The 23599-nt window shown below is 64.0% G+C and carries 25 protein-coding genes; 13 read left to right on the top strand and 12 right to left on the bottom strand.

The window, feature by feature from the left end; genetic code table 11:
* Positions 1–2: 2 nt before the first annotated feature.
* From ACVWY3_RS28415 to ACVWY3_RS28385, 7 genes are all read right to left on the bottom strand, one after another.
* Positions 3–746 (bottom strand): ABC transporter ATP-binding protein, encoded by a 744-nt coding sequence (locus tag ACVWY3_RS28415; RefSeq protein WP_456841421.1) that lies wholly within the window; start codon positions 744–746, stop codon positions 3–5.
* On the bottom strand, positions 743–1741 hold the full coding sequence (locus ACVWY3_RS28410) for a branched-chain amino acid ABC transporter permease (protein WP_456841420.1): 999 nt from the start codon (positions 1739–1741) through the stop codon (positions 743–745). Before ACVWY3_RS28410 ends, ACVWY3_RS28415 begins: the two co-directional genes overlap by 4 nt.
* On the bottom strand, positions 1738–2613 hold the full coding sequence (locus tag ACVWY3_RS28405; protein WP_456841419.1) for a branched-chain amino acid ABC transporter permease: 876 nt from the start codon (positions 2611–2613) through the stop codon (positions 1738–1740). Before ACVWY3_RS28405 ends, ACVWY3_RS28410 begins: the two co-directional genes overlap by 4 nt.
* A gap of 121 nt (positions 2614–2734) precedes the next feature.
* Positions 2735–3865, bottom strand: coding sequence for an ABC transporter substrate-binding protein (locus ACVWY3_RS28400; RefSeq protein ID WP_456841418.1), 1131 nt, complete (start codon positions 3863–3865; stop codon positions 2735–2737).
* A gap of 56 nt (positions 3866–3921) precedes the next feature.
* Complete coding sequence (locus tag ACVWY3_RS28395; RefSeq protein ID WP_456841417.1) at positions 3922–4800, bottom strand: shikimate dehydrogenase; 879 nt, start codon at positions 4798–4800, stop codon at positions 3922–3924.
* A gap of 132 nt (positions 4801–4932) precedes the next feature.
* Positions 4933–5871 carry a LysR family transcriptional regulator gene (locus ACVWY3_RS28390; protein WP_456841416.1) on the bottom strand — a complete coding sequence of 313 codons (939 nt, stop codon included), beginning with the start codon at positions 5869–5871 and terminating at the stop codon, positions 4933–4935.
* A gap of 509 nt (positions 5872–6380) precedes the next feature.
* The gene (locus tag ACVWY3_RS28385) at positions 6381–6557 is read right to left on the bottom strand and encodes a hypothetical protein (RefSeq protein ID WP_456841415.1); all 177 of its coding nucleotides are present in this window, start codon (positions 6555–6557) and stop codon (positions 6381–6383) included.
* Between the two features lie 167 nt (positions 6558–6724).
* On the opposite strand from ACVWY3_RS28385, the gene ACVWY3_RS28380 reads away from it, so the two are divergent.
* The 7 genes from ACVWY3_RS28380 (at position 6725) to ACVWY3_RS28350 (ending at position 12055) form a co-directional block, all read left to right on the top strand.
* A complete protein-coding gene (locus ACVWY3_RS28380; RefSeq protein WP_342735701.1) occupies positions 6725–7453 on the top strand; it encodes a LuxR family transcriptional regulator in 729 nt (242 codons plus the stop codon).
* An 88-nt stretch (positions 7454–7541) separates the two neighbouring features.
* A complete protein-coding gene (locus ACVWY3_RS28375) occupies positions 7542–8201 on the top strand; it encodes an acyl-homoserine-lactone synthase (protein ID WP_456841414.1) in 660 nt (219 codons plus the stop codon).
* A 1-nt stretch (position 8202) separates the two neighbouring features.
* A complete protein-coding gene (locus tag ACVWY3_RS28370; RefSeq protein ID WP_456841413.1) occupies positions 8203–8421 on the top strand; it encodes a hypothetical protein in 219 nt (72 codons plus the stop codon).
* 292 nt (positions 8422–8713) lie between these two features.
* Entirely contained in the window at positions 8714–9631 is a 918-nt protein-coding gene (locus ACVWY3_RS28365; RefSeq protein WP_456841412.1) for a branched-chain amino acid ABC transporter permease, read from the top strand.
* 13 nt (positions 9632–9644) lie between these two features.
* Positions 9645–10589: a branched-chain amino acid ABC transporter permease gene (locus ACVWY3_RS28360; protein WP_456841411.1), complete on the top strand. Its 945-nt coding sequence runs from the start codon at positions 9645–9647 to the stop codon at positions 10587–10589.
* The gene (locus tag ACVWY3_RS28355; RefSeq protein ID WP_456841410.1) at positions 10582–11349 is read left to right on the top strand and encodes an ABC transporter ATP-binding protein; all 768 of its coding nucleotides are present in this window, start codon (positions 10582–10584) and stop codon (positions 11347–11349) included. The genes ACVWY3_RS28360 and ACVWY3_RS28355 overlap by 8 nt, the downstream gene beginning before the upstream one ends.
* Entirely contained in the window at positions 11342–12055 is a 714-nt protein-coding gene (locus ACVWY3_RS28350; RefSeq protein WP_456841409.1) for an ABC transporter ATP-binding protein, read from the top strand. The genes ACVWY3_RS28355 and ACVWY3_RS28350 overlap by 8 nt, the downstream gene beginning before the upstream one ends.
* Positions 12056–12129: 74 nt before the next feature.
* Here ACVWY3_RS28350 and ACVWY3_RS28345 read toward each other — a convergent pair whose 3' ends face one another.
* The 3 genes from ACVWY3_RS28345 to ACVWY3_RS28335 all read right to left on the bottom strand — a co-directional run bounded on the left by ACVWY3_RS28345 (position 12130) and on the right by ACVWY3_RS28335 (position 15802).
* A complete protein-coding gene (locus ACVWY3_RS28345; protein ID WP_456841408.1) occupies positions 12130–12492 on the bottom strand; it encodes a hypothetical protein in 363 nt (120 codons plus the stop codon).
* Between the two features lie 321 nt (positions 12493–12813).
* Entirely contained in the window at positions 12814–14250 is a 1437-nt protein-coding gene (locus ACVWY3_RS28340; RefSeq protein ID WP_456841407.1) for a glutamine synthetase family protein, read from the bottom strand.
* 193 nt (positions 14251–14443) lie between these two features.
* Positions 14444–15802 (bottom strand): aromatic ring-hydroxylating dioxygenase subunit alpha, encoded by a 1359-nt coding sequence (locus ACVWY3_RS28335; protein ID WP_456841406.1) that lies wholly within the window; start codon positions 15800–15802, stop codon positions 14444–14446.
* A 115-nt stretch (positions 15803–15917) separates the two neighbouring features.
* On the opposite strand from ACVWY3_RS28335, the gene ACVWY3_RS28330 reads away from it, so the two are divergent.
* From ACVWY3_RS28330 to ACVWY3_RS28320, 3 genes are all read left to right on the top strand, one after another.
* Positions 15918–16703, top strand: coding sequence for an IclR family transcriptional regulator domain-containing protein (locus ACVWY3_RS28330; RefSeq protein ID WP_456841405.1), 786 nt, complete (start codon positions 15918–15920; stop codon positions 16701–16703).
* A 10-nt stretch (positions 16704–16713) separates the two neighbouring features.
* Complete coding sequence (locus ACVWY3_RS28325; RefSeq protein WP_456841404.1) at positions 16714–17055, top strand: hypothetical protein; 342 nt, start codon at positions 16714–16716, stop codon at positions 17053–17055.
* A gap of 112 nt (positions 17056–17167) precedes the next feature.
* Complete coding sequence (locus tag ACVWY3_RS28320; protein ID WP_456841403.1) at positions 17168–17500, top strand: PRC-barrel domain-containing protein; 333 nt, start codon at positions 17168–17170, stop codon at positions 17498–17500.
* A gap of 144 nt (positions 17501–17644) precedes the next feature.
* Here ACVWY3_RS28320 and ACVWY3_RS28315 read toward each other — a convergent pair whose 3' ends face one another.
* The gene (locus ACVWY3_RS28315) at positions 17645–18040 is read right to left on the bottom strand and encodes a group II truncated hemoglobin (RefSeq protein WP_456841402.1); all 396 of its coding nucleotides are present in this window, start codon (positions 18038–18040) and stop codon (positions 17645–17647) included.
* A 121-nt stretch (positions 18041–18161) separates the two neighbouring features.
* Positions 18162–19070 (bottom strand): helix-turn-helix transcriptional regulator, encoded by a 909-nt coding sequence (locus ACVWY3_RS28310; protein ID WP_456841401.1) that lies wholly within the window; start codon positions 19068–19070, stop codon positions 18162–18164.
* 135 nt (positions 19071–19205) lie between these two features.
* Here ACVWY3_RS28310 and ACVWY3_RS28305 point away from each other — a divergent pair, with 135 nt between their 5' ends.
* The 3 genes from ACVWY3_RS28305 to boxC all read left to right on the top strand — a co-directional run bounded on the left by ACVWY3_RS28305 (position 19206) and on the right by boxC (position 23519).
* On the top strand, positions 19206–20747 hold the full coding sequence (locus tag ACVWY3_RS28305) for a benzoate-CoA ligase family protein (protein ID WP_456841400.1): 1542 nt from the start codon (positions 19206–19208) through the stop codon (positions 20745–20747).
* Positions 20748–20875: 128 nt separating this feature from the next.
* Positions 20876–21688: an alpha/beta fold hydrolase gene (locus ACVWY3_RS28300; RefSeq protein ID WP_456841399.1), complete on the top strand. Its 813-nt coding sequence runs from the start codon at positions 20876–20878 to the stop codon at positions 21686–21688.
* A 142-nt stretch (positions 21689–21830) separates the two neighbouring features.
* Positions 21831–23519, top strand: a complete 1689-nt coding sequence (gene boxC / locus ACVWY3_RS28295) for a 2,3-epoxybenzoyl-CoA dihydrolase (protein ID WP_456841398.1) — start codon at positions 21831–21833, stop codon at positions 23517–23519.
* Positions 23520–23599 lie beyond the last annotated feature (80 nt).

Raw genomic sequence — 23599 nt, 5'->3', positions numbered from 1 at the left:
CCCTAATGTCCGAGATAGGCTTCGATCACGGCGGGGTTTTTGCGCACCTCGTCCGGCCGTCCCATCGCCAGCACCTTGCCTTCCGCCATCACCATCACGCGCGAGCATAGCGACATCACGAATTCCATGTTGTGCTCGATCACGACGAAGGTCGCGTTCTTCTCGCGGTTGATCGCGACCAGACGCTCCTTCAAATCCGCCAGCATCGACGGGTTGACACCGCCGGCGGGCTCGTCGAGCAGCACCAGGCGCGGTCCGCCCATGAAGGCCATGGCGGCGTCGAGCAGCTTTTGCTGGCCGTAGGAGAGGCCGCCGGCGGGCTCGTCGGCGAGATGGTCGAGCTTGAAGAAGCCGATCATCTGGTTGGCGGCATCAGTCAAGCCGGCGTCGGAGCGGCCGACCAGGCGCGAGGCTATGTTGCCCTGGTGCTCCTGCCCGGCAAGGATCAGGTTCTCGCGCACCGAGAGCTTTGGGAACACCTGCAGGAGCTGGAAGGTGCGGCTGACCCCTAACTTGTTCAGCTCGGAAGGACGGAGGCCCGTGACGAGCTTGCCGTCGAGCCTGACCTCGCCGCCTGACGGCGTGAGCTGGCCGAGGATGCAATTGAACAGAGTGGACTTGCCGCAGCCGTTCGGGCCGATCAGGCCGAGGATCTCGCCCTCGCGCACATCGAAGGAGACGCCGTCGACGGCGCTGATGCCGCCAAAGTTCTTCTTGATGTCAGTGACTTCGAGGACCGCGCTCATTGCACCGTCTCCAGGCGCGACTTCGCGACGGCACGCAAGGCAGACGCGGCCTTGGTGCGCCGCGCGGCCATGTAGCGATCGAGGATTCCCAGAATGCCGGTCGGCGACCAGATCAGCAGCAGCATCACCGCGACGGCGTAGAGCATCAGATAATAGCCTTCGGTGAAGCGCAGCCATTCCGGCAGCAGCACCGCGATCATCGCCCCCAGGAACGGGCCGAAATAGAAGCCGGCGCCGCCGACGATCACCATCATCAGGAGATCGAGCGAGAGCGACAGGTTGAAGGGCACGGGGTCGATATATTGGGTCAGCGGTGCATAGAGCGTGCCGGCAACGCCGCCGAGCGCCGAGCCGATCGCGAACGCCATCAACGTGTAGCGCCGCGTGTCGATGCCGAGCGATTGCGCGCGCAGCGGGTTTTCACGCAATGCCATGAAGGCGCGGCCCCAGGGCGAGCGGATCAGCCACCACATCGCGAGCGACACGATCGCGAGCGAGCCGAGGCAGACATAATAGAACGGCAGCGGCTTGTTGGTCGCGAGCCCGAAGATGTGCGGGCGCGGGATGTTGGAGATGCCGTAGATGCCGCCGGTGAGCCAGCTCTCGTTGCGGAACACGAGGAACGCCAGGGTGGAGAAGGCAAGCGTGACGAAAGCGAGGTAATGGTGTTGCACGCGCAGCGCGGGATAGCCGAGCACCCAGCCGATCGCGAAGCTTAAAGCAATCGCAACCAGGATCGCGGCCGGCAGCGGCCAGCCATGGGTCGTCATGATCGCCGCCGCATAGGCGCCGATCCCGACGAAGGCGCCCTGCGCCAGCGAAACCTGGCCGGCGTAACCGAGCGTGAGATTGAGGCCCATCGCGGCGATGGTCATCACCGCCCATTGGCTGAGGATGAACAGGCCGTAGCGGTTGAAGTTCATGGGAACGATGACCAGGCCGGCGATGACGATGAGGCCGAGCGCGATCTTCAGAGGGTTGGCGAAGCCGTTCATACCGTGCGCTCCTCGGCGCGGCCGAGTAATCCTTGCGGCCGGAACAGGATGACGGCGATCAGGAAGATCAGGGGCACCGCCGCGCGATACTGCGTCGAGACATAAGAGGCGGCGAGATTGTCGAGCACGCCGATCAGCAGGCCGCCGGCGATCGCGCCGCGGACCTGGTTGAAGCCGCCGACGATCGCCGCGATGAAGGCGGCCTGGCCCAGCACCTCGCCGGAGGAGAATTTGGCCAGATAAATCGGCGTGATCAGCAGCGAGGCCAATGCGACCAGGAAGGCGTTGATCAGGAAGGTCAAGAGGATCATGCGCTCGACTGGAACGCCTATGATGCGCGCCACCGTCGGGTTCTGCGCCGCAGCCTGCATCTGGTGGCCGAGCGAGGTGCGGTTGAGCAGCGCCGTCAGCCCAAGAACGGCGAGGATGGCAACGACGAGCACGCCGATGCTTTGCAGCGGAACGGCGTGACCGAGGATGGAGATGTCACCGGTCGGAACGATCGAGGGGAAGGGCGAAGCCTCCGCGCTGAAGAACTGCTTGACGGCTTCCTTGATGCCGATCGCCAGCGCCATGGTCGCGATTGCCAGCGGCAGCACGCCATGACGCATCATCGGGTCGACCAGCAGCATCTTGAAGGCGAGGCCGAGCAGAATCATCGAGAGCAGGATGCCGAGGATGATCGCGAGCCAGAACGGCGCGCCGGCGTGCATCGCCGCCAGCATCAGAAATGCCGGCAGCATCACGAACTCGCCTTGCGCGAAATTGATGGTCTGCGAGGTCTGCCACAGCAATGTAAAGCCGACCGCAACCAGCGCATAGATTGCGCCGGTGGCAAGTCCCGCGACCAGTAGATCGAATAGATTGGACATGTTCCCCTCGTTCCTCTCCCTCTCCCCGTTCTCTCTCTTTTCCCTCTCCCCGCGAAGGGCGGGGAGAGGGCGACGAAAGATCTCGCCCCGCGAAGACCGGTATGAGGGAGGAAGAGAGACCTCACTTCACCTTCGGCAGCACCTGCTTCACGACCTGCTTGCCTTCGACGACCTCGACCAGGAAGCTCTGGCGATCGATGTCGCCGTTCGCATCGAAGGTGACGTCCATCAGAATGCCGGGCTCCTCCGCGGCCTTGATCGTCAATCCATGCAGCCTGTCGGCGAACGCCTTGGGATCGACCTTGCCCATCTTCTCGGTGGTGGCCTTCACCATGTAGACCGCGAGATAGCCCTTCAGGCCGTTATGATCGGGGACGTAATTGTACTTCTTGGAAAATTTTTCGCGGAACGCCTTGATCAGGTCGACCGGCGCATCGGTGGTGAGGCCGACATGGCCGCGCGCGCCGTTGGCGGCATCGCCGGCGAGCTCGATCACCTTCTGGCCGATCAGCGTGGTCTCGCCCATCAGCGGCGCGGTGACGCCCTGGCGCTTCAGCTCCTTGAGGATGCGCGCGCTCTCCTCCTCGTTCAGATAGACGAAGACGGCGTCGGGATTGGCGGCCTTGATCTTGCCGACGTCGGCGGCGAAGTCGGCCTGGCCGGCTTCGGTCGAGAGGTCGGCGACCACCTTGGAGCCGAGCCGGTCGAGCTCCTTGACGATGACGTCGCGGCCACCGCGACCGAAATCGTTGTTGACCCAGACCACCGCGACCGACGTCGCCTTCATCTCGTCGTGGATGTATTTTGCGACCTTCGGCATCGAGGATTGCTGGCCGAACGAGGTGCGGAACAGGAACTTGTTTCCTGCTTGCGTCAACTCGGCGGCTTCGCCACCCATGATCTGGGTGATGCCGGCTTCGGCCGCGAGCGGTGCGGTGACCTTCACCGAGCCGGAATAGCCGGGCCCGAGCAGCACGTAAGGTTCGGCGTCGAGCGCCTTCTGCACCTGGGCACGGGCAACGCCGGGGTTGGACTGGGAGTCGGCGTGGGTGACCTCGAGCTTGCGGCCGAGTACGCCACCCTTGGCGTTGATCTCCTCGATGGCGAGGTCGATGCCGTTCTTCCAGTTGGTGCCGACCGTGGCGCCGCCGCCCGAGAGCTCGGCAACGTCGGCGAGCTTGATCGCCTGGGCAAAGGCGCCCGTGGCCGCGATTGCGGTGAGCAGCGCGCCCACCAGTAGCGTTGATTTCATCGTCCTCTCCTCTCCGGTTCAATTTTGCAAGCGGCCTTGTATCCGGCCGCTTCGCTTCAAGCTGCCTGATATGCGGCGCTGCGCGCGGCCATCACGGCGTCGAAAGCCTCTCCCATGACTTCGGGCGACGGGGCAAGGCCTGTGAACAGTTCGAAGGCGTCGGCGGCCTGGTAAATCGCAAGCTCCCGCCCGGTCATGATCCGCGCACCCTTCTCTTGCGCTGCGGCGAGGAGCGGCGTGATTAGCGGCGAATAGACGGCGTCGGCGACCCAGAGGTTCTCGCGCAGAAGCGACGGCGCGACCGGGGTGTCACGGTTCGGCAGCATGCCGACCGGCGTGCCGTTGACGAGGCCGGTTGCGCCGTCGAGCGCGTCCTCGACGCTCCCGGCCACCCGCGCGCCGCCGTGGTTGGCCAGCAGCGCGGCGAGTTTCTCGGCCCGCGCCGGCTCGCTGTCGAAGATGCGCAGGTCAGCGACCTCGAGGCTTGCCAGCGCAAATGCGATCGCCTTGCCGACGCCGCCCGTGCCGATGACGGCCACCGCATTTCCGGCAGGCGCCAGCAGCGGTTTGACGGCGCGCGCAAAGCCAGTGGTATCGGTATTGTGGCCGATTAGCCGGCCCTCCTTGACCACGACGGTGTTGACTGCGGCCATGGTGGCCGCGGTCGTGGCCAGCTCGTCCAGCAGCGGGACTACCGCTTCCTTGTAGGGATAGGTGACGTTGACGCCGGCAAAGCCGAGCCGCCGCACACCTTCGAGCATCATGCTGAGGCCGGTCGCGTCCGCACCGGCGACTTCGATGAGCTGGTAATGGCCGCGCAGGCCGAGCGCCTCGGCGGCGCGCTCATGCATGGCAGGGGAGGCGGAATGCGCGATCGGCGCGCCGATCAGGCCGGTCAGGAGTTTCTTGGGTGCGGCAGGTCCGCGCTTTGACATGATTGACTATCGCCCGATGGTGAACGGTGAATTCCGGCCATTAGCCGCGAAATACCCGCACTTCCAAGTCCGACGATAGCCTTTCCCCCGCCTAACACAATTACCCTTTTATCCGGCAAACCTAACATCGTGTTATTTCTTCCGTCCGCGTGACGAGGCGGCCTTGCCGTTGCCGCGGGACGGCTCGACCGCGCGCATCTCGGCGCGCAGGGCCTCGATGAAATATTCGGCATGCAGCGACAGCGGCGCGCCGCGCTTGACCGCGATATAGGTGTCGAACCGCGTCGGCTCGGTGATCTTCAACAGCTCGATGCCGGGATAGCCGCCATGGGCCACGGTGAACTGGTCAATGATGGCGATGCCGAGCCCCGCCTTCACCAGCGCGCAGACCGTGGTGCCGAAGCGCGCGCGGATGGTGATGTTGTAGTCGAGCCGGTTGCGCGCGAAGATCTCGGCCATGATCCGGCCGTAGGGGTCTTTGGGATCGATGCCGATCAGCGGGTAGCGGGTGATCTCGGCGGCGGAGACCTGCTTGCGGCCGGCGAGTTCGTGGCCGGGCGGCACGATGCAGTAGAGCTCGCCCGAGGCGAGCGGCATGAAATCGAGCCCGGAATGTTCGAGGCGATAACTCATCGCTACGCACTCGCCGCGGCCGAGCATGAGGTAGTCAATGGCTTCCTCGAGCTTGAGGATGTTGATGTCGATGCCGAGATCTGGATAGCGGCGCCGGACGCGCTCGATCGCGCGCGGCACCATCACCTGCGAGATGCTCGGTACCGAGCCGATGCGCAGCTCCGACAATCCGCCACGACCGATCTTGGAGATGATCTCGGAGAGATCGTCGACTTTCTTGTAGACCCCGTTGATCTGCTCGAAGATGTTCTCGGCTTCCGGCGTCGGGAAATAGCGGCCGTTCTGGCGCTGGAAGAAGCGGATGCCGAGCGAGCGCTCGGTGTATTTGACGAGGCGGCTGATCCCCGGCGCCGAGACGTTGAGCAGCTTGGCCGCGCCGCCGATGGTGCCCGTCACCATCACGGCACGGATCACTTCAACCTGGCGCAGCGTCATCATGGTCGTGGTATCCGAAGGATTGGCATCCGAGAGAGATCGTGGCGCGATCATCTCACGAGAGCCGCGGTGTCAGCCAGCGGCAAGTGACCGGCGATGTGGATGGCGGATGCTTCACCCTCCCCTCCAGGGCAGGGCTATCGCATACAAAGAACTGCCGCGGATGGCTCGCCCGCAGCCCATCCTTCGAGACGCCCGCCGATGCGGGCCCTCAGGATGAGGACGGAGTGCGCGGCTGCAATTTCAACGGGGCCAATGCTGCTTAGCCTCATCCTGAGGAGACCGCTGGAAGCGGTCGTCTCGAAGGACGAGGCGCTTGCTCTGGCCGTTACCAAGAAGCCATCCGCGATAGTCTATCGCCGAGGGGACGGTGAGAGAGTAGCGGGCCCACGAACGACAATCGCGCGAGAATTCGCGGTGAGAGTGTTTCGACTAAACTCTGCGCGTTCAAATGGAGGGGTGGCGTCGCCGCGCGATCTGTTCCATCGGCGCCGTTGCTTCAACTGCGTGGGCTAGCTCGCCGGGCCTTCGGGCGAGGCGGTGTCTGCCGGTTTGGTGCGCTCGCTTTGCAGCACCTCGCGCGCGAACTCGATGATCTTCTGCTTGTTTGCCGTTTCACGGACGGCGAAAAACACGCGGTTCAATTCCAGGCCGAGCACGCTGTTGAGGGCGATGTCCTCGTCTTTCATCGTGGTTTTCCCGCTTCAGACGCTTGCAGGTGTATCTTGAGGCCACTTCTTCCACAAGTAGATTAAATGTTCAGAGCGCGCGGGCACCGGAAAACTACGGGAGCGGCGAATTGAGGGAGCCCCCGAATACGTGCTATAGCGGACGTCGTGGGTCAGGAAACGCACCGATGTCCGCCGTAGACTATGGACGGGAAGCGCTCGACTTCATCGAGGGTTTGGGAGCCCATACCAGGGTTCCTGACACCATGGACGCGCTTGCAACCGCGTTCAGCCGGTACGGTTTTGAGCACATCATCGTCACCGGTTTGCCGAATCCCGATCAGCGCTTCGCCCAGATGGTGCTCGCCAAGCGCTGGCCGGCGGAGTGGTTCAGCCTCTACACTGAAAAGAGCTACGACCGCGTGGATCCCGTGATCCGCAAGTGCCGGCAGACGGTGAATCCGTTCGAATGGTCGGAAGCTCCTTACGATGCGGAGTTCGAGCCGGGCGCTGCGGAAGTGATGCGGCGGGCCGCTGACTTCCGCATGTCGCGCGGCTTCGTGGTGCCGATCCACGGTCTGACCGGTTATGAAGCGGGCGTCTCGCTCGGCGGCGTCCACCTCGATCTCAACGCTCGCAGCAAGCCGGCGCTGCACCTGATCGCGATGTACGGCTTCGACCATATTCGCCGCCTGCTCGCACCGGCGCCGCATCCCTCCGCGCGTCTCACCCCGCGCGAGCGCGAGGTGCTCGCCTGGGCCTCGCAGGGCAAGTCGGCTTGGGAAATCGGCGAGATCCTGCACATCACGCAGCGCACCGCCGAAGAGCATCTTGCAACTGCCGCGCGCAAGCTTGGCGCCGTCAACCGCACCCATGCGGTTGCGCTCGCGATCCGGCAAAGAATCATCACGCCCTGAAATCGGCGCGTACTGGGAAATTTCCCAATAGTCCCTCTGGCCGTTTTCCATGAGGATTCCCCCATTATTTCAAGCCATGGGGGAGTCGATGATTCACGTCATCTCTGCCGTAAACCGGCACCGGTACGAGGACGTCCTCGATCAGCATTTCAGGCTGCGCCACGAGATTTTTGTCGAGGAACGGAAGTGGGAGGCGCTGCGCAAGCCCGATGGCCGCGAGATCGACGCCTACGACAATGACGATTCCGTCTACATGCTGTCGCTCGAGAACCGCCGCGTGCTCGGCGGCTACCGCCTGTACCCCACTACCAAGCCGACCATGATGAGCCAGGTCTTCCCGCACCTGGCCGCGGTGCGGGGATGCCCGGCGAACCCGCTGGTCTGGGAGTGGTCTCGCTTTTTCGTGTCGCGCGAGCGCCGCGACGGTGCGCTCAATCTGCAATTGATGGCGGCCGCGCAGGAGTTCTGTCTCGATCAAGGGATCGAGCGGCTCTGTCTGGTCATGGAGACCTGGTGGTTGCCGCGCTTCCACGACATCGGATTCGTCGTCACCCCGCTGGGATTGCCGGCGCTGATCGAGGATTCCTGGACCATCGCGGCGACGATCGAGGTTCGCCAGGAATCGCTCGACGTCGTTCGCGAGCGGATCGGGATGAAGAATGTCGTGCATCAGGACGGTCCGCGGATCGACTGCATCGCCCGTGCCAACCTTTGCGGCCTCGCTGCCGCGCAACGAAAGAGCGCTTGAGATGTCGAACATGATGCGGGACAGCCAGATCATGGCGCAGACCAAGGACGAGAATCTCGGCTACATGTCCGATATGGCGCTCGAGCTGGCGCAGATGGCGGACGACTCCGGATTGGCGACGCTCGCCTATCTGTTCCGGATGGCGGCGCTGGAGGCTTCGACGGCCAACAGCATGCTGGCCGAGCCGGATGAGCGTCCCCACCAGATGACGTCGCACTAGAGGCTTATCTCTCCTGATGACATTCACGCCCTCGCCCCGCGCTCCGGGGAGAGGGCTATCGTTTGGGTGCGGCAGGTTGCCCCATGCTGCACGGCAGCGTTCTTGCACGGCAGCATTCGATCGCATGCATCGGCATGCAACAAAGTGCATGTCTGGTGTAGAATCGCTCTTGCCTCGGAACGATACTGCCATTACCCATTTTTCCGCCTTGAAGAGGCAGGGGGAGCTCTTTCACTGATGGCGACTGTGTTCGAACATCGGCGCGATATCGCGTGCGCTTGAAAGAGTCTTGATGCTGCTCGTCGTCGAACAGTTCTTGAACGGATTGCAGTTCGGCCTGCTGCTGTTCCTGCTCGCCGCCGGTCTGACGCTGGTGTTCGGGATCATGGATCTCGTCAACCTCGCGCACGGCTCGCTCTACATGATGGGCGCGTATTTCGCCGCGACCTTCGCGGCTTGGACCGGCAGCTTCCTGCTCGGCGCGCTGATGGCGCTTGGCGCGACGCTGGTGCTCGGCATCGTGCTGGAGGTGACCGCGCTGCGGCATCTCTATGGCCGCGACCATCTCGACCACGTGCTCGCGACCTTCGGCCTGATCCTGTTCTTCAATGAAGCGGTGCGGCTGATCTGGGGCCCGGCGGGCCTTGCGCTGCCGCTGCCGGCTTGGCTCACCGTGCCGGTGCCGATCCTGCCCGGCATTCATTATCCCGCTTATCGCCTCGCCATCATCATCGTGGCGCTGCTGGTGGCGCTGCTGCTCTATCTCGGCGTGATGCGCACCCGCATCGGTATGCTGATCCGCGCCGGCGCCTCCAATCGCGAGATGATCGGTGCGCTCGGCATCAACATCAAGCTGCTCTACACGCTGGTGTTCGGCTTAGGTGCCGCGCTCGCCGGCCTCGCTGGCCTGATGCAAGCGCCGATCCTGACCGTGCAGATCGGCATGGGCGAGAACATCCTGATCCTCGCCTTCGTCATCATCGTGATCGGCGGCATCGGCTCGATCCGTGGCGCCTTCCTCGCCGCCATCTTCGTCGGCATGATCGATACGCTCGGCCGGGCCTTCCTGCCGAACCTGCTTCGGCAAGTGCTGAGCGGCGCCGCCGCATCCACCGCCGCACCCGCGCTGTCGTCCATGCTGATCTATCTCCTGATGGCGATCGTGCTGGTGGTGCGGCCGGAGGGGCTGTTTCCGGCCCATCGCCGATGAAGAGCTTGCGTCGATGAAGGGTTTGAGCGTGAGCAAGGCCGTCACGGCCCTGATGCTGGCGGGCCTCGTGCTGCTGCCGCTCTATTCGTATTTATCCGGCAATATCTTCCTCCTGACGCTGTTCACCCGCATCGTCATCCTGGCGCTGGCAGCCGCAAGCCTCAACCTCATCATGGGTTTTGGCGGCATGATGAGCTTCGGCCATGCCGCCTATCTCGGCATCGGCGGCTACGCTGTCGGCATGCTCGCGCAGGAAGGCATAGGTTCCGGCTTCATCCAGTTTCCGGTCGCGCTGGCGGCGTCTGCGCTCTACGCGCTCGTAATCGGTGCGCTCTCCTTGCGCACGCGCGGCGTCTATTTCATCATGATTACGCTGGCGTTTGCGCAGATGGCCTATTACGTCGCCTCGGGCCTTGCACGCTACGGCGGCGACGACGGCCTCACCGTCTACAAGCGCAGCGACTTCTCCGGCCTGATCAACCTCTCGGACCGCATGCAGTTCTATTATCTCTGCCTCGCCTGCCTGTTCGCGGTGATCTTCCTGATCTGGCGTATCGTCAATTCGCGCTTCGGCCTCGTGGTGCAGGGCCTACGCTCCAACGAGCAGCGCATGCAGGCGATCGGCTTTCCCGCCAAGCGTTACCAGCTGGTCTGCTTCATCATCTCAGGGACCATGTGTGGCCTCGCCGGCGCGCTGCTCGCCAACAACACCGATTTCGTCAGCCCGGCCGTGATGTACTGGACGCGTTCCGGCGACCTCATGGTGATGGTGATCCTGGGGGGCATGGGCACGCTGTTCGGCCCCGTCATGGGCACGGTGGTGTTCCTGTTGCTGGAAGAGTTCCTGTCGCAGATCACCGAATATTGGGCGCTGATCATGGGACCGCTGCTGCTGCTGATCGTCCTGTTCGGCCGCGGCGGCATCATGGGCATGCTGGGGAGGGCTGGCCGTGGCTGAACCCTTGCTCCGCGTCGAAAAGCTGGTGCGCCGCTTCGGCGGCATCACCGCCACCGACAACGTCTCGCTCGACGTTTCGGCCGGCGAGTTGCACGCCATCATCGGCCCGAACGGCGCCGGCAAGACCACGCTGATCAGCCAGCTCACCGGGCATCTCGAGCCGCATTCCGGCAGCGTGTCGCTGGCGGGGCGCGATATAACCTACTTGCCGGCCTATCGCCGCTGCGCGCTGGGCCTCGCACGCTCGTTCCAGATCACCTCGCTGCTGCTCGACTTCACAGCCGCCGACAACGTCGCGCTGGCGGCGCAGGCGCATGCCGGCACGTCGTTCCGCTTCTTCGCCAATGCGCGCAAGGAGAAGGGCCTGCGCGACGCCGCGCATGCTGCGCTCGACCGCGTCGGCCTCGGCCATCGCGCCGACGTTGTGGTGAACAGGCTCAGCCACGGTGAACGCCGCGAGCTCGAGCTTGCGGTCGCGCTTGCGAGCAAGCCGAAGCTTTTGCTGCTGGATGAGCCGATGGCGGGTCTCGGCGTCACCGAGTCCCAGCGCATGGTGAAATTGCTCCAGGAGCTGCGCAAAGAGGTCTCGATCGTGCTGGTCGAGCACGATATGCCGGCGGTGTTCGCGCTCGCCGACCGTATCTCGGTGCTGGTCTATGGCCGCGTCATCGCCTCCGGCGATCCGGCCGCGATCCGCGCCAATGACGAGGTCAAGCGCGCCTATCTCGGCGACCAGCATGTGGTGACGCACCATGGCTGACACCTTGCTCGACGTCGACGGCATCGAGACCTGCTACGGCCTCAGCCAGGTGCTGTTCGGCCTGTCGCTGTCGGTCAGAGCAGGCGAGATGGTCTCCCTGATGGGCCGCAACGGCATGGGCAAGACCACCACCATCCGCTCCATCATGGGCCTGACGCCGGCGCGATCAGGCGCGATCCGATTTGCCGGCGCCGAAGTGCGGCAGCTTCCGTCCTATCGGATTGCCAAGCTCGGCATCGGCCTCGTCCCGGAAGGACGCCAGATATTCCCGAACCTCACCGTGCGCGAAAACCTGGTTGCGGCCGCCGCCGATCGCTTCGGCAGCAACAATCCCTGGACGCTCGCGGCGATCTACGTGATGTTCCCGCGCCTTGCCGAGCGCGCCGCCAACATGGGCAATCAGCTCTCCGGCGGCGAGCAGCAGATGCTGGCGATCGGCCGTGCTTTGATGACCAATCCAAAACTGCTGATCCTGGACGAAGCGACCGAGGGCCTCGCGCCGCTGATCCGCGAAGAGATCTGGAACTGCCTGTCGTTGCTCAAGAGCCGCGGGCAGTCGATTCTGGTCGTCGACAAGAACGTCGACCACCTCGCCCGCATCTGCGACCGCCACTACATCATCGAGCGGGGCAAGACCGTGTGGAGCGGAACGTCAAACGAGCTGATGGCCGAGCCGGATCTGCAGCATAAATATCTGGGCATCTGACGCGAGCCCACGTGCCAGGCCGGATATTGCTACCGCGGCGCACTACCGACGGCATCGCAACGCTCGGCTACCGATCACCAATAGATCCCGTGACGGTGCAACTCGCGCACCACGCGGGTTTCGATGGAAGGCTGGTGGCGCTTCGGCTTGGTCGTCCCGGTCGTGCCTGCCGCTGCCGTTGATTGCGCGGTTGGAGCCGTTGCGGCTGGCGACGTCGTCGCCGTCGGAACGGGCGTTGGTGCGGTGGTTGCGGTCTGGGCATTTGCCGGCTGCGGCGGTGCCTGACTTGTCTGCGGCGTGACCGCTGCCGCGGCGGCGGGCTGCTCGGTCGGTTGCTGGCCTGCATTGGTGGCGGCAAGGCTCAGACTTCGCGACCCGCCTGCATCGGCTTGGCTCGCCAGCAGCGACATTGCGGCGATCAGGATCAGCTTGCGCATGGCAATCCCTGTTATCTGACAAGAGGTCTTACCCAAATCGCATTGCTAGCGCGCCAGCCGGTGCGTGCCGATCTCGATCAGGGTGGCCCGGCAGGACAGGCGATAGATCAGGCTGAACAATTGACCCCACATGATCGAACTCCACTGTTGATCATGGCCACCACCCTAAACCCTGCGTCTTTCCGGCGGTTTTCGCCGGAATGGAAAATGGCTTCGTCAGAGGGCCGCAAGATGTCGTCGGAACAACGACGACGAAGCCACCTCACGACCGTGTGAGACGACGAGCCTGTTCGCCCCGCGGAGGGAGGTTCAGCGGGGCAGTTAAAACACCTCGAAATATTCGCGGTGCTCCCAGTCGGTCACCTCGGCGAGAAAGCGCTCGATCTCGGCGTTCTTGATGTGGGTGTAGTAGTCGACGAACTCGGCTCCAAGCTTTTCGCGGAAAAACGGGTCGTCCTTCAGCGCACTGACCGCATCGCGCAGCGATTTCGGCAGCAGCGGCGCCTTGGTCTCGTAGGGCGTATCCGCCGAAGGGCCGGGATCAAGCTTGCGATCGACACCATCAAGGCCCGAGAGAACCTGCGAGGCCATGTAGAGATAGGGATTGGCGGCGGGCTCGCCGATACGGTTCTCCAGGCGCGTGGCGGCATCGCCCGCGCCCCCGAGCACGCGGATCATCACGCCGCGATTGTCGCGGCCCCAGATCGCGCGGTCCGGTGCCAGCGAATAGGAGCGGTAGCGCTTGTAGCCGTTGATGGTGGGCGTCGTGAACACGGTGGAGGCGCGGGCGTGGTCGAGCAGGCCGGCGAGATAGGACCTGCCGAACGCGCTGAGCGGCTCCGCACCGTCCTTTGCCATGAATAGATTGTCGCCGCTCGCGCGCGAGACGATCGACTGGTGCAGGTGCCAGCCGCTCGCGAACACGTTCGGCAGTTTTGGCCGGCACATGAAGGTGGCGTGATAGCCGTGGCGGCGGGCGATCTGCTTCACGGCGCTGCGAAACAGCACCATATTGTCGGCGGGCTCCAGCCCCCTTCTCGGCGCGAAGGTGAACTCGCACTGGCTCGGTCCGAACTCCACCTCGACGGAGCGCAAGGGCAATCCCAGCGCGATGATGTCGCGCCGTAAAATCTCCAGCACCGGCTCCATCTGATCGAACCGCTGCTCGGTGAGATATTGGTAGCCGTGGCTGAGCAGGCTCACCGAGGGCGGCGTGCCCGGCTGACCGGCGTCTTCCGCACCCATGTGCGGATCGTCGAGCCTGAAGATGTGGAATTCGACCTCGAGGCCCGCGACGAAATCGTGGCCGCGCGCGCCGAGCTCATCGAGCACGCGCCGGTAAAGGTTGCGCGTCGCGAACGGCACCGGGCGGCCATCGCCGAAATAGAGATCGCACAACACCCAGCCGGTCGCCGGTGCCCATGGCAGCACGCGAAACGTGGTGGGATCGGCGACCATCAGCACGTCGGCCGCACCCTCCATCTCCTTCATGCCGAAGCCGCCGCCCGCGGTGAACACCGGAAACACCGTGCGGTGCGAGGTGTCCTTGGCGAGCATGGTGGTGGTGATCGAGCAGCCGCTTTCCAGCGCAGCGATCGCTTCAGTGGCGATGATGGTCTTGCCGCGCAAGATGCCGTGCTGGTCGGGGAAGGCGAGGCGGATGACTTCGAGGTTCTTCTCCTCGGCGATGCGGCGCATGCGCTGAGCTGCGTCCTTCTGCTCATCCGACCACAACGCATGACGCGCGACGAAAGTCACGTCGTTAATTCCTTCTCGCTCGATGAGAGTATAGCGTACACTGTCATCGTCCGCGAAGGCGGACGATCCAGTATTCCAGAGACGGCAACGTATCCACGACAGGCCGCGGCGTACTGGATGCCCCGCCTTCGCGGGGCATGACAGCGGAGAATGTGGAGCCGCCGCCGCGGCCCGCCGGCGGTGATCGGCATCGTCACTCTGCCGCCGTCAGCCGGTGCACGTTGTCCGCGATGTCCTTCGGCACCGGCGCGGTCCAGGGCGCGCCGCGGCGGCGCTTGACGTCGACTTCCATCCAGTAGGTCTCCCAGCCGCGCGTCGGGCCGATGCCGTCCATGGTGGCCGGGCCCTGGATGCTGCGCGCATTGGCCTCGTCCAGAAACAACATCGGCTTCTCGCCGCCCGTGACCTTCTCGATCTCCTGCCGCAACAGGCGGCGATACTGCACGATCGCCTTGTCGGATTGGCCGAGATGCTCCTTGGTGCGGTCCTGGATCGCGCCCATCGATTCCACCGCCCACTGGTCGTGGACGTTGATGTCGGTGCCCATGCCGGTATAGGTCGCGGTCTGTTGCTCGTGCGGATCGAAGCCGTAGTCGTTGGCCTTGTTCTTGCGCGACTTGTAGTCGGGCAGCTCATAGAGCTCGAGCCGCTGGTCGCGCATCTTCTGCTTGTCGACCGGGTTCGAATAGCTGGTGAAGATCGCGTACCAGTAGCAGTTCTCGTCGTCGACCGGCACGTGCCACTGCGTGATCGTCATCTCCGTGCTCATGGGAATGACGAAGCCGTGCGGGAAGAGCTGGTTGGTGACGCGCACATGGGTGCGCTCCTCGTCGATCTCGCGCAGCGCGATCAGGCGCAGGCCGTATTCGGTGTGCTCGACATTGATGATCGGCCGATCGTATTCGCGCAGAATCTTCGTCATCGGCAGATCGCTGCCGGCGGAGGCGCCGCGGAACTGCTTGCCGTAAGCGGTGGAGGTGTCCTCGTCCTCGAAGAAGCGATGCAGGTAGGAGGCGTGCGCGGGATCGATGCCGACTTCGAGCGCCTGCAGCCAGTTGCAGGCCATGTGGCCCTTGAACGCGAACGTGTGAGTATCAGGCGCGACGAAGCAGTCGATCTCCGGGAATGCCGGCGGTGCGCCTTCGCCGAGATAGGCCCAGAGGATGCCGCTCTTCTCGACCACGGGATAAGCACGCTGGCGGATGTTCTGGCACAGCTTTGAGTCCTTCGGCTCGGCCGGCGTCTCGATGCACTGGCCCGTGGCATCGAATAGCCAGCCATGGAAGGCGCAGCGCAGGCCGCCATGCTCCAGCCGGCCGAAGGCGAGGTCGGCGCCGCGATGGGCGCAGTGGCGGTCGATCAGGCCGTAGCGCCCGGTCTCGTCGCGAAACAGCACGAGATTCTCGCCGAGCAGTCGCACGGGACGGATCGGGCGCGCGCCCTCGAGCTCATCGACCAGCGCCGCCGGCTGCCAGTAACTCCGCATCAGTCTGCCGCATGGATCCTTCGGCCCGGTGCGGGTGATCAGGTCGTTCTGCTCCTGGCTCATCATGGCGGTCGCGTCCTTTTTCTGGAGGGGCGTTTTGTTCGCCTATTGAACGAATGGGCGAATTATGACATGCCTAGGATCAGCAGCAAGCATTATTTTGCAGGATTGTCCCGGCGCCATGCCCAAGCTGAAGCGGAGCGAGACCGACGAGCGCGCGACGGATTTCGTCGAAGCCCTCGATCGCGGCCTGCGCCTGCTCCAGTGCTTTGGCACGACGACGGGTCCGATGACGCTGAGCGATCTCGCCCGCGCCGCGGATCTGCCGCGTGCCACTGCGCGGCGCATGCTGTTCACGCTTCAGCGCGGCGGCTACGTCTCCGGCGATGGAAAACTGTTTTCGCTGACGCCGCATGTGTTGACGCTCGCGGCGTCGTACCTGCGATCCAACCAGCTCGTTTCTGTGCTTCAGCCCGTGCTCGATCGCGTTGCGATTGCGGCCAACGAAATCTCCTCGCTCGCGGTGCTCGACGGTGACGAGGTCGTGTTCATCGCGCGCAGCAGCCCGGCGCGCATGTTCTCCGGCGGGCTCGAAATCGGCTACCGCCTGCCAGCCTTCTGCACCTCAGTCGGGCGTGCCATGCTCGGTCAGCTCGACGATGCTGATCTCGCCGTGCGCATGAAGGCGATGAAGCGCGAAGCATTGACGCCGCAGACGGTGACCGATCCCAAGACGCTGCTGGCGCGCATCGCCGCCGACCGTTCGCAGGGCTATTCGCTGGTCGATCGCGAGGCGGAGCCGCATTTCCGCTCGATCTCGGTTCCCGTGCGTCGCTACGACGGCGTGATCGTCGCCGCCATCAATATGGGGACCCACGTCGACCGCGTGCCGGCGCAGGAGTTGATCGATCGGTTCCTGCCGCTGCTGCGCGAGGGTGCGGAGGCCGTGCGGGCGCAACTTCTATAGGATCGAGCACATGGCGCGCGCCTCCGGCGAACTGCTCAAGCTCACCCAAGTCGATAGGGGTGTCATTTTCTATCACCGGGCCGACGAGCGCCTGTTCTTCAACTGGTTGTCCAGCATTCGCTGCGTTGCGAGCGTGGCCGCCGAAAGCGGTGACGGGCTCGTTGTTCGCCTCAAGCGCCGTCCCGGCCAGGACGACCTGCGGCAGTTTGCTGCGCTCTTGTATCGCTATCGCGCCGACATGCGGCAGCTTGCCAAGTTCGAAACCGCAGCAAATCGCGCTTGGTTCAAGGATCCCAGAAAATATTGGTACCGAGGCGTGTTCGGAAATTCGCGGCGGTCAAGTAGGCGCTAGCGGTGGGGCCGCTTGGAGGCGATTTCGACAGCGTTCGCAGGCGCCAAGTGGCTACGCGGACTCGCTGGATCGCGCTATAGTGCACGCAACGCAAGAACCCAGGGAGGACGCCATGCACCATACCATGGTTCCCAGCGATCGCGTCGAGCACGTCGCCGTCTACGGCTGCGACGGCACGAAGCTCGGCACGATCGAGCGATTGATGCTCGACAAGGTAAGCGGAACGGTCGCCTACGCCGTGATCAAGACCGGCAGGCTGCTCGGTACGCACCATCACTATCCCGTGCAATGGAGCGCACTGAAATATGATCCGGGACGTCAGGCCTTTCAGGTCGATCTGACGTCCGAGCAATTGCGCAGTGGCCCCTGCGAAGTCGATGGCGATGAATTCGACTGGGGCGACCGCTCGCGGTCGTACCAGCATCCGAACTACTGGTCGATCTAAGGCATGATCCGGAAAAGTGCGAAGCGGTTTTCCGAAAAGATCATGCACAAACAACAACCTAAAGCGCGATGACGATTCATCCCAATCTCATCGCGCTTTAGTCGATCGAACGCACCGTTCCGCGGCCACGCCGGAGAGATGCTGTCACTGCCGGTTGCGCATCCAGTCGGCGAGGCCCGATATCGCGCGGTCGAGGTCTTTTCGCGCGACGGTATCGGTCACCGTTTCCTCCATCGCACCGCGCATGCAGAGCATCCACGCATCGCGCTCGGCGTCGCCGATGGCAAAGCCGATATGCCGCTGACGCAGCCGCGGATGGCCTTTCTCGGGCGAATAGAGCTTTGGACCTCCCGTCCATTCGGTGAGATAGCGCTTCAGCACGTCCCTGATCAGGCCGAGGTCGTCCGCGTGCATCGCGCGGACGATCTTTGCCTCGGGCAGCGTGTCCATGCGGTCGTAGAAGCGGTCGACGAGGGCGTCGATCGTGGCCCTGCCGCCAATCCGCTCGAACATGGAGATAGCGACGTCGCTGGAGGTCATCGTGAAGTCCTGAAGATTACCGCTGCGCTCGGATATAGGGTTATCGGAGGTCGCGCGCAAACTCCGCTGTCGTCCCTGCGAACGCAGGAACGACAGCGGAATGTGCCGCAAGAGATCGGCCCTACAGCGCCACGCTGCGCAGCCCGAAGCTGCGGGCCTCGTTTTGCAGCACCGGGCGCACTGCATCGATCAGCCTTGCAGCCGCGGCATCGACACTCAGCCCCGCCGTATCCACCACCGCCGTCGCGCGCGCATAGAGTGGCTCGCGGCTCAGCAAAATATTGCGCAGCTCTGCCATTGCGGAGCGATCATCCGCCATCGGGCGAAGATCGCCCTGGCGGCGGACGCGGGCCATGTGCTCCTCCGGCTCGGCCTTCAGCCAGATCGTGTAGAACGAGGTCAGGATCTGATCGAAGGTCAGGGGCTCCGAGACGATGCCGCCGCCGGTCGCCAGCACCATCAGCTCGTTGCGCCCGAGCAGCTGCTGCAGCGCCGCCTGCTCCATGCGGCGAAAGCCTTCCTGTCCGTACAGCGCGATGATCTCGGCGACCGAAAGGCCGTTCTGCTGCTCGACCTCCTTGTTGAGCTCGACGAAGCTCCAGCCGATCTTCTTCGCCAGCATTCGCCCGAGCGTCGATTTGCCGGCGCCGCGCAGGCCGATCAGCGCGATGCCACAGAACGGCGCGCGGCGCGGCGCGGTTGCGCTGCCCCCAGTGAGCAGGTCTTTTGCCTGCACGATCTGAGCCGGCGTGGCTTTGCGCAAGAGATCGCGAAACATCTGCCAGTCCGGCGTTGGATCGGCAGAGGGAAGCAGGTCTTCAAGATGCGCGCCCATCGCGTCGGCGACGCGGCGCAAGAGCACGATGGAGACATTGCCCTTGCCGCCCTCGAGCTGCGCGATGTAGCGCTCTGAAATTCCCGATACTTTGGCGAGCACTTTGCGCGACATGCCGCGCAGCGCGCGCATGGTGCGCACGCGCTGGCCGAGCTGTTCGAGAAAGCGGGATTCGGCGTCGGGACTGTCGGTCATGAACCTTCTTCAGCGGATGACTTCTTTACAGGTGTCCTGCGGCGCATTTTAATGAAACATAATGCCTGCTGGCATTGACAGCAAGCTGTCACAATGTCTTTCTATGAATTATAATTCTAAATTGGGGAGACGACCGTGAGCGAGGGATCCTATAACGCGGTGACCTGGCTGCTCGACCGCAACGTCGAGGAGGGCCGAGCCAACAAGCTCGTCTTCGACGACACCGTCTCGCGGCTGACCTATGGCGAGCTTCAGCAACAGACCCGGCGCGCCGCCAACATGCTGCGCCGGCTCGGCGTCCGCCGCGAGGAGCGCGTGGCGATGATCATGCTCGATACGGTCGACTTCCCGATCGTGTTCCTGGGGGCGATCCGCGCCGGCATCGTGCCGGTGCCGCTCAACACACTGCTGACCGCGGACCAATACGCGTACATCCTCGCCGACTGCCGCGCCCGCGTGCTGTTCGTGTCAGAAGCGCTCTACCCCGTCATCAAGGACGTGGTGGGCCGCATGCCGGATCTCGAGCATGTCGTCGTCTCCGGTGCCAAGCAAAATGGCCACAAGCAGCTCGCGGAAGAGATGGCCGGTGAGAGCGACCAGTTCACGACCGCAGCGACGCATTCGGACGAGCCGGCGTTCTGGCTCTATTCGTCGGGCTCGACCGGCATGCCCAAAGGGGTGCGCCATCTGCATTCGAATTTACAGGCGACCGCCGACACCTATGCGAAGCAGGTGCTCGGCATCCGCGAGAACGACGTCTGCCTCTCCGCGGCAAAACTGTTCTTCGCCTATGGCCTCGGCAATGCGCTCACCTTCCCGATGTCGGTCGGCGCGACCGTGATTCTGAACAGCGAGCGGCCGACGCCGGCGCGGATGTTCGACCTGATGAACCGCTATAACCCCTCGATCTTCTACGGCGTGCCGACGCTGTTCGCCGCGATGCTCAACGACGAGACGATGAAGGCAGAGCGCGGCGGGAAGGCGCTGCGCATTTGCACCTCGGCCGGCGAGGCGCTGCCGGAATCCGTGGGCAACAGCTGGAAATCGCGCTTCGGCGTCGACATTTTGGACGGCGTCGGCTCGACCGAGCTGCTGCATATCTTCCTGTCGAATGCGCCCGGCGACATCAAATACGGCTCCTCCGGCAAGCCGGTGCCCGGTTACGCGGTTCGGCTCGTCAACGAGGCCGGGCAGGACGTCGCCGACGGCGAGGTGGGCGAGCTCCTGGTCGATGCGCCCTCGGCGGGCGAGGGTTACTGGAACCAACGCCACAAGAGCCGCCGCACCTTTGAGGGCCCGTGGACCCGCACCGGCGACAAATATGTCCGCGACGCCGATGGCCGCTACACCTTCTGCGGCCGCGCCGACGATATGTTCAAGGTCTCCGGCATCTGGGTCTCGCCCTTCGAGGTCGAGAGCGCGCTGATCACGCATCCCGCCGTGCTGGAAGCCGCCGTCGTGCCCGAAGCCGATCCGGAAGGCCTGTTGAAGCCGAAGGCCTTCGTCGTGCTGCGCCCGGGCGCGACGACGGCGGACTTGCAGGAGATGCTGAAAGAGCACGTCAAGCAGAAGATCGGCCCGTGGAAATATCCGCGCTGGATCGACGTGGTGGACTCCTTGCCGAAGACGGCGACGGGGAAGATCCAGCGGTTCAAATTGCGGGAAGGGGCGAGTTAATCGCTCGTCATTCCGGGGCGATGCGAAGCATCGAACCCGGAATCTCGAGCCTCCAAGACAATCTCGAGATTCCGGATCAGCTCGCGTTGCGAGCTGTCCGGAATGACGGAATGAGCGGGAACGACAGCATGACCAATCTCACCCCCACCGGCTTCCTCAGCATCGGCACGGCCAGCCTCGAATACAAATGGCTCGCGCCCTCATCCGCCGACGCTCCAATCATCGTGATGCTGCATGAAGGTCTCGGCTCCGTCGGCCTCTGGGGGGATTTCCCCGAGAAGCTACAGCAAGTCACCAGCGCCGGCATCTTCGTCTATTCACGCGCGGGCTACGGCCAGTCGAGCCCGGTGACCCTGCCACGGCCGCTCGACTACATGCAGCGCGAGGCGCTGGACGTGCTGCCGAAGCTGCTCGATGCGATCGGCTTCAAGCGCGGACTGTTGCTCGGCCATTCCGACGGCGCTTCGATCGCGACGATCTATGCCGGCGCGCATCAGGATCATCGCCTGAACGGCCTCGTGCTGATCGCGCCGCATTTCGTCGTCGAGGACATCTCGGTCAAGTCGATCGCCGCGATCAAGACCACCTTCGAGACCACCGACCTGAAGACAAAGCTCGCGCGCTGGCACAACGACGTCGACAATGCCTTCTATGGCTGGAACGGCGCCTGGCTCGATCCGACATTCCGCGATTGGGACATCTCGGACCATCTGGCCTACATCCGCGTTCCCATCCTGGTTGTGCAAGGCGCTGACGACCAATATGGGACGCTGCGTCAGGTCCAGATCGCGCAGCAGGAGTGTTACTGCCCGGTCGATGTGACGATCATTCCAGGCGCCGGGCATTCTCCTCACCGCGAAGCGCTGGTGCCAACGCTTGACGCCATCGAGCAGTTTGCAAAGGCCGCGTTGCGGGATGATCGAGGGCTCCAGGCTGCGTGACCGGGAGGGTGGTCCCATCTGCGGTCCTCCTGTCCCTCAGATGAAGCAAAGTGCATGTGAAGCCCAGATTTGGGCTGGACGCCTCTCATAAGATGCATTATTGTGCATCTAACGGTAACCAAGACGAGCTCAAGGGTGACCCATGGCCGGGGAAGATCGGCGCCTCGCAGGCGGCGCGACATTCATCGATTTCCAGACCGATCCGTCCCGCTACAAGCACTGGAAACTCGCGGTCGATGGCGACGTCGCGACGCTGACCATGGACGTCGACGAGAATGGCGGCCTGTTCGAGGGCTATCAGCTCAAGCTCAATTCCTATGATCTCGGCGTCGATATCGAGCTTGCCGATGCGATTCAGCGCCTGCGCTTCGAATATCCCGAGGTGAAGGTGGTGGTGATGCGCTCGGCCAAGAACCGCGTGTTCTGCGCCGGCGCCAACATCCGCATGCTCGCGGGCTCGACCCATGCCCACAAGGTGAACTTCTGCAAATTCACCAACGAGACCCGCAACGGCATGGAAGATTCTTCCGAGAATTCCGGCCAGCACTTCATCACCGTGGTGAACGGCTCCGCCGCCGGCGGCGGCTATGAGCTCGCGCTTGCGACCGACCACATCATCCTCGCCGATGACGGCGCCTCTGCCGTGGCGCTGCCGGAAGTGCCACTGCTCGCGGTGCTGCCTGGCACCGGCGGCCTCACCCGCGTCGTCGACAAGCGCAAGGTGCGCCGCGACCACGCCGACTTCTTCTGCACCATCGAGGAGGGCGTGAAGGGCAAGCGCGCCGTGCAGTGGCGCCTGGTCGACGAGATCGCGCCGAACTCGAAGCTGGAAGCCAAGATCGCCGAGCGCGCCAAGGAATTCGCCGGCAAGTCGAAGCGCGCCGGCAGCGGCAAGGGCATCGCGCTGAAGCAGCTCAAGCGCGTCATCGACGAGACCAGCATCCGCTACGGCTTCGTCAGCGTGGACATCGACCGCGCCGCGCGCATCGCCACCATCTCGATCAAGGCGCCGGAAGTTGCGCCGCCCGCGGACATCGACGGCATGATGGCGCAGGGCGCGGCGTTCTGGCCGCTGCAAGTGGCGCGCGAGCTCGACGATGCCATCCTGCATTTGCGCATCAACGAGCTCGAGATCGCCATGCTCGTGTTCAAGAGCCATGGCGATCGCGCCCGTGTGCTCGCGAGCGATGCCTTCCTTGAAGCCAACAAGGCGCACTGGCTGGTCAACGAGATCAGGCATTACTGGAAGCGGGTGCTGAAGCGCATCGACGTCACTTCGCGCACGCTGGTGACGCTGGTCGAGCCCGGCTCCTGCTTTGCCGGCACGCTCGCCGAGCTCGTCTTCGCCGCCGACCGCTCCTACATGCTGATCGGCACGCGCCAGGGCGACAACCGTCCGCCGCCATCGATCGAGCTGTCTGCGATGAATTTCGGCCCCTATCCGATGAGCCATGGTCTCACGCGGCTGGAGTCACGCTTTCAGGCCGATCCGTCCGATGTCGAACGCGCGGAAGCCACGCTCGGCACCGAGCTCGACGCCGAGCAGGCGGAAGAGCTCGGCCTCGTCACCTTCGCGCTCGACGACATCGACTGGGACGACGAGGTCCGCCTCTTCCTGGAGGAGCGCGCCAGCTTCTCGCCCGACAGCCTCACCGGTATGGAGGCGAACCTGCGCTTCGTCGGCCCCGAGACGATGGAATCAAAGATCTTCGCGCGCCTCACCGCCTGGCAGAACTGGATCTTCCAGCGTCCCAACGCGGTCGGCGAGGAAGGCGCGCTGCGCCGCTACGGCAGCGGGCAGAAGCCGAAGTTCGATATGACCCGGGTTTGATGACTTTCGTGTCCCGAGCGCGGCGCAGCGCGAAGCGGTGCGACGCAGAACCGGGATCCAGACGAACCAGACATAGTCCC

This window comes from Bradyrhizobium sp. USDA 4486, assembly GCF_054057995.1.
This window is presented reverse-complemented; position numbering and strand designations above follow the sequence as displayed.

Bases quoted from the DNA above. Each gene is read 5' to 3' on its own strand.
- ACVWY3_RS28415 (WP_456841421.1), bottom strand. From the start codon at position 746: ATGAGCGCGGTCCTCGAAGTCACTGACATCAAGAAGAACTTTGGCGGC.
- ACVWY3_RS28410 (WP_456841420.1), bottom strand. From the start codon at position 1,741: ATGAACGGCTTCGCCAACCCTCTGAAGATCGCGCTCGGCCTCATCGTC.
- ACVWY3_RS28405 (WP_456841419.1), bottom strand. From the start codon at position 2,613: ATGTCCAATCTATTCGATCTACTGGTCGCGGGACTTGCCACCGGCGCA.
- ACVWY3_RS28400 (WP_456841418.1), bottom strand. From the start codon at position 3,865: ATGAAATCAACGCTACTGGTGGGCGCGCTGCTCACCGCAATCGCGGCC.
- ACVWY3_RS28395 (WP_456841417.1), bottom strand. From the start codon at position 4,800: ATGTCAAAGCGCGGACCTGCCGCACCCAAGAAACTCCTGACCGGCCTG.
- ACVWY3_RS28390 (WP_456841416.1), bottom strand. From the start codon at position 5,871: ATGATGACGCTGCGCCAGGTTGAAGTGATCCGTGCCGTGATGGTGACG.
- ACVWY3_RS28385 (WP_456841415.1), bottom strand. From the start codon at position 6,557: ATGAAAGACGAGGACATCGCCCTCAACAGCGTGCTCGGCCTGGAATTG.
- ACVWY3_RS28380 (WP_342735701.1), top strand. From the start codon at position 6,725: ATGTCCGCCGTAGACTATGGACGGGAAGCGCTCGACTTCATCGAGGGT.
- ACVWY3_RS28375 (WP_456841414.1), top strand. From the start codon at position 7,542: ATGATTCACGTCATCTCTGCCGTAAACCGGCACCGGTACGAGGACGTC.
- ACVWY3_RS28370 (WP_456841413.1), top strand. From the start codon at position 8,203: ATGTCGAACATGATGCGGGACAGCCAGATCATGGCGCAGACCAAGGAC.
- ACVWY3_RS28365 (WP_456841412.1), top strand. From the start codon at position 8,714: ATGCTGCTCGTCGTCGAACAGTTCTTGAACGGATTGCAGTTCGGCCTG.
- ACVWY3_RS28360 (WP_456841411.1), top strand. From the start codon at position 9,645: ATGAAGGGTTTGAGCGTGAGCAAGGCCGTCACGGCCCTGATGCTGGCG.
- ACVWY3_RS28350 (WP_456841409.1), top strand. From the start codon at position 11,342: ATGGCTGACACCTTGCTCGACGTCGACGGCATCGAGACCTGCTACGGC.
- ACVWY3_RS28345 (WP_456841408.1), bottom strand. From the start codon at position 12,492: ATGCGCAAGCTGATCCTGATCGCCGCAATGTCGCTGCTGGCGAGCCAA.
- ACVWY3_RS28335 (WP_456841406.1), bottom strand. From the start codon at position 15,802: ATGATGAGCCAGGAGCAGAACGACCTGATCACCCGCACCGGGCCGAAG.
- ACVWY3_RS28330 (WP_456841405.1), top strand. From the start codon at position 15,918: ATGCCCAAGCTGAAGCGGAGCGAGACCGACGAGCGCGCGACGGATTTC.
- ACVWY3_RS28325 (WP_456841404.1), top strand. From the start codon at position 16,714: ATGGCGCGCGCCTCCGGCGAACTGCTCAAGCTCACCCAAGTCGATAGG.
- ACVWY3_RS28320 (WP_456841403.1), top strand. From the start codon at position 17,168: ATGCACCATACCATGGTTCCCAGCGATCGCGTCGAGCACGTCGCCGTC.
- ACVWY3_RS28315 (WP_456841402.1), bottom strand. From the start codon at position 18,040: ATGACCTCCAGCGACGTCGCTATCTCCATGTTCGAGCGGATTGGCGGC.
- ACVWY3_RS28310 (WP_456841401.1), bottom strand. From the start codon at position 19,070: ATGACCGACAGTCCCGACGCCGAATCCCGCTTTCTCGAACAGCTCGGC.
- ACVWY3_RS28300 (WP_456841399.1), top strand. From the start codon at position 20,876: ATGACCAATCTCACCCCCACCGGCTTCCTCAGCATCGGCACGGCCAGC.
- boxC (WP_456841398.1), top strand. From the start codon at position 21,831: ATGGCCGGGGAAGATCGGCGCCTCGCAGGCGGCGCGACATTCATCGAT.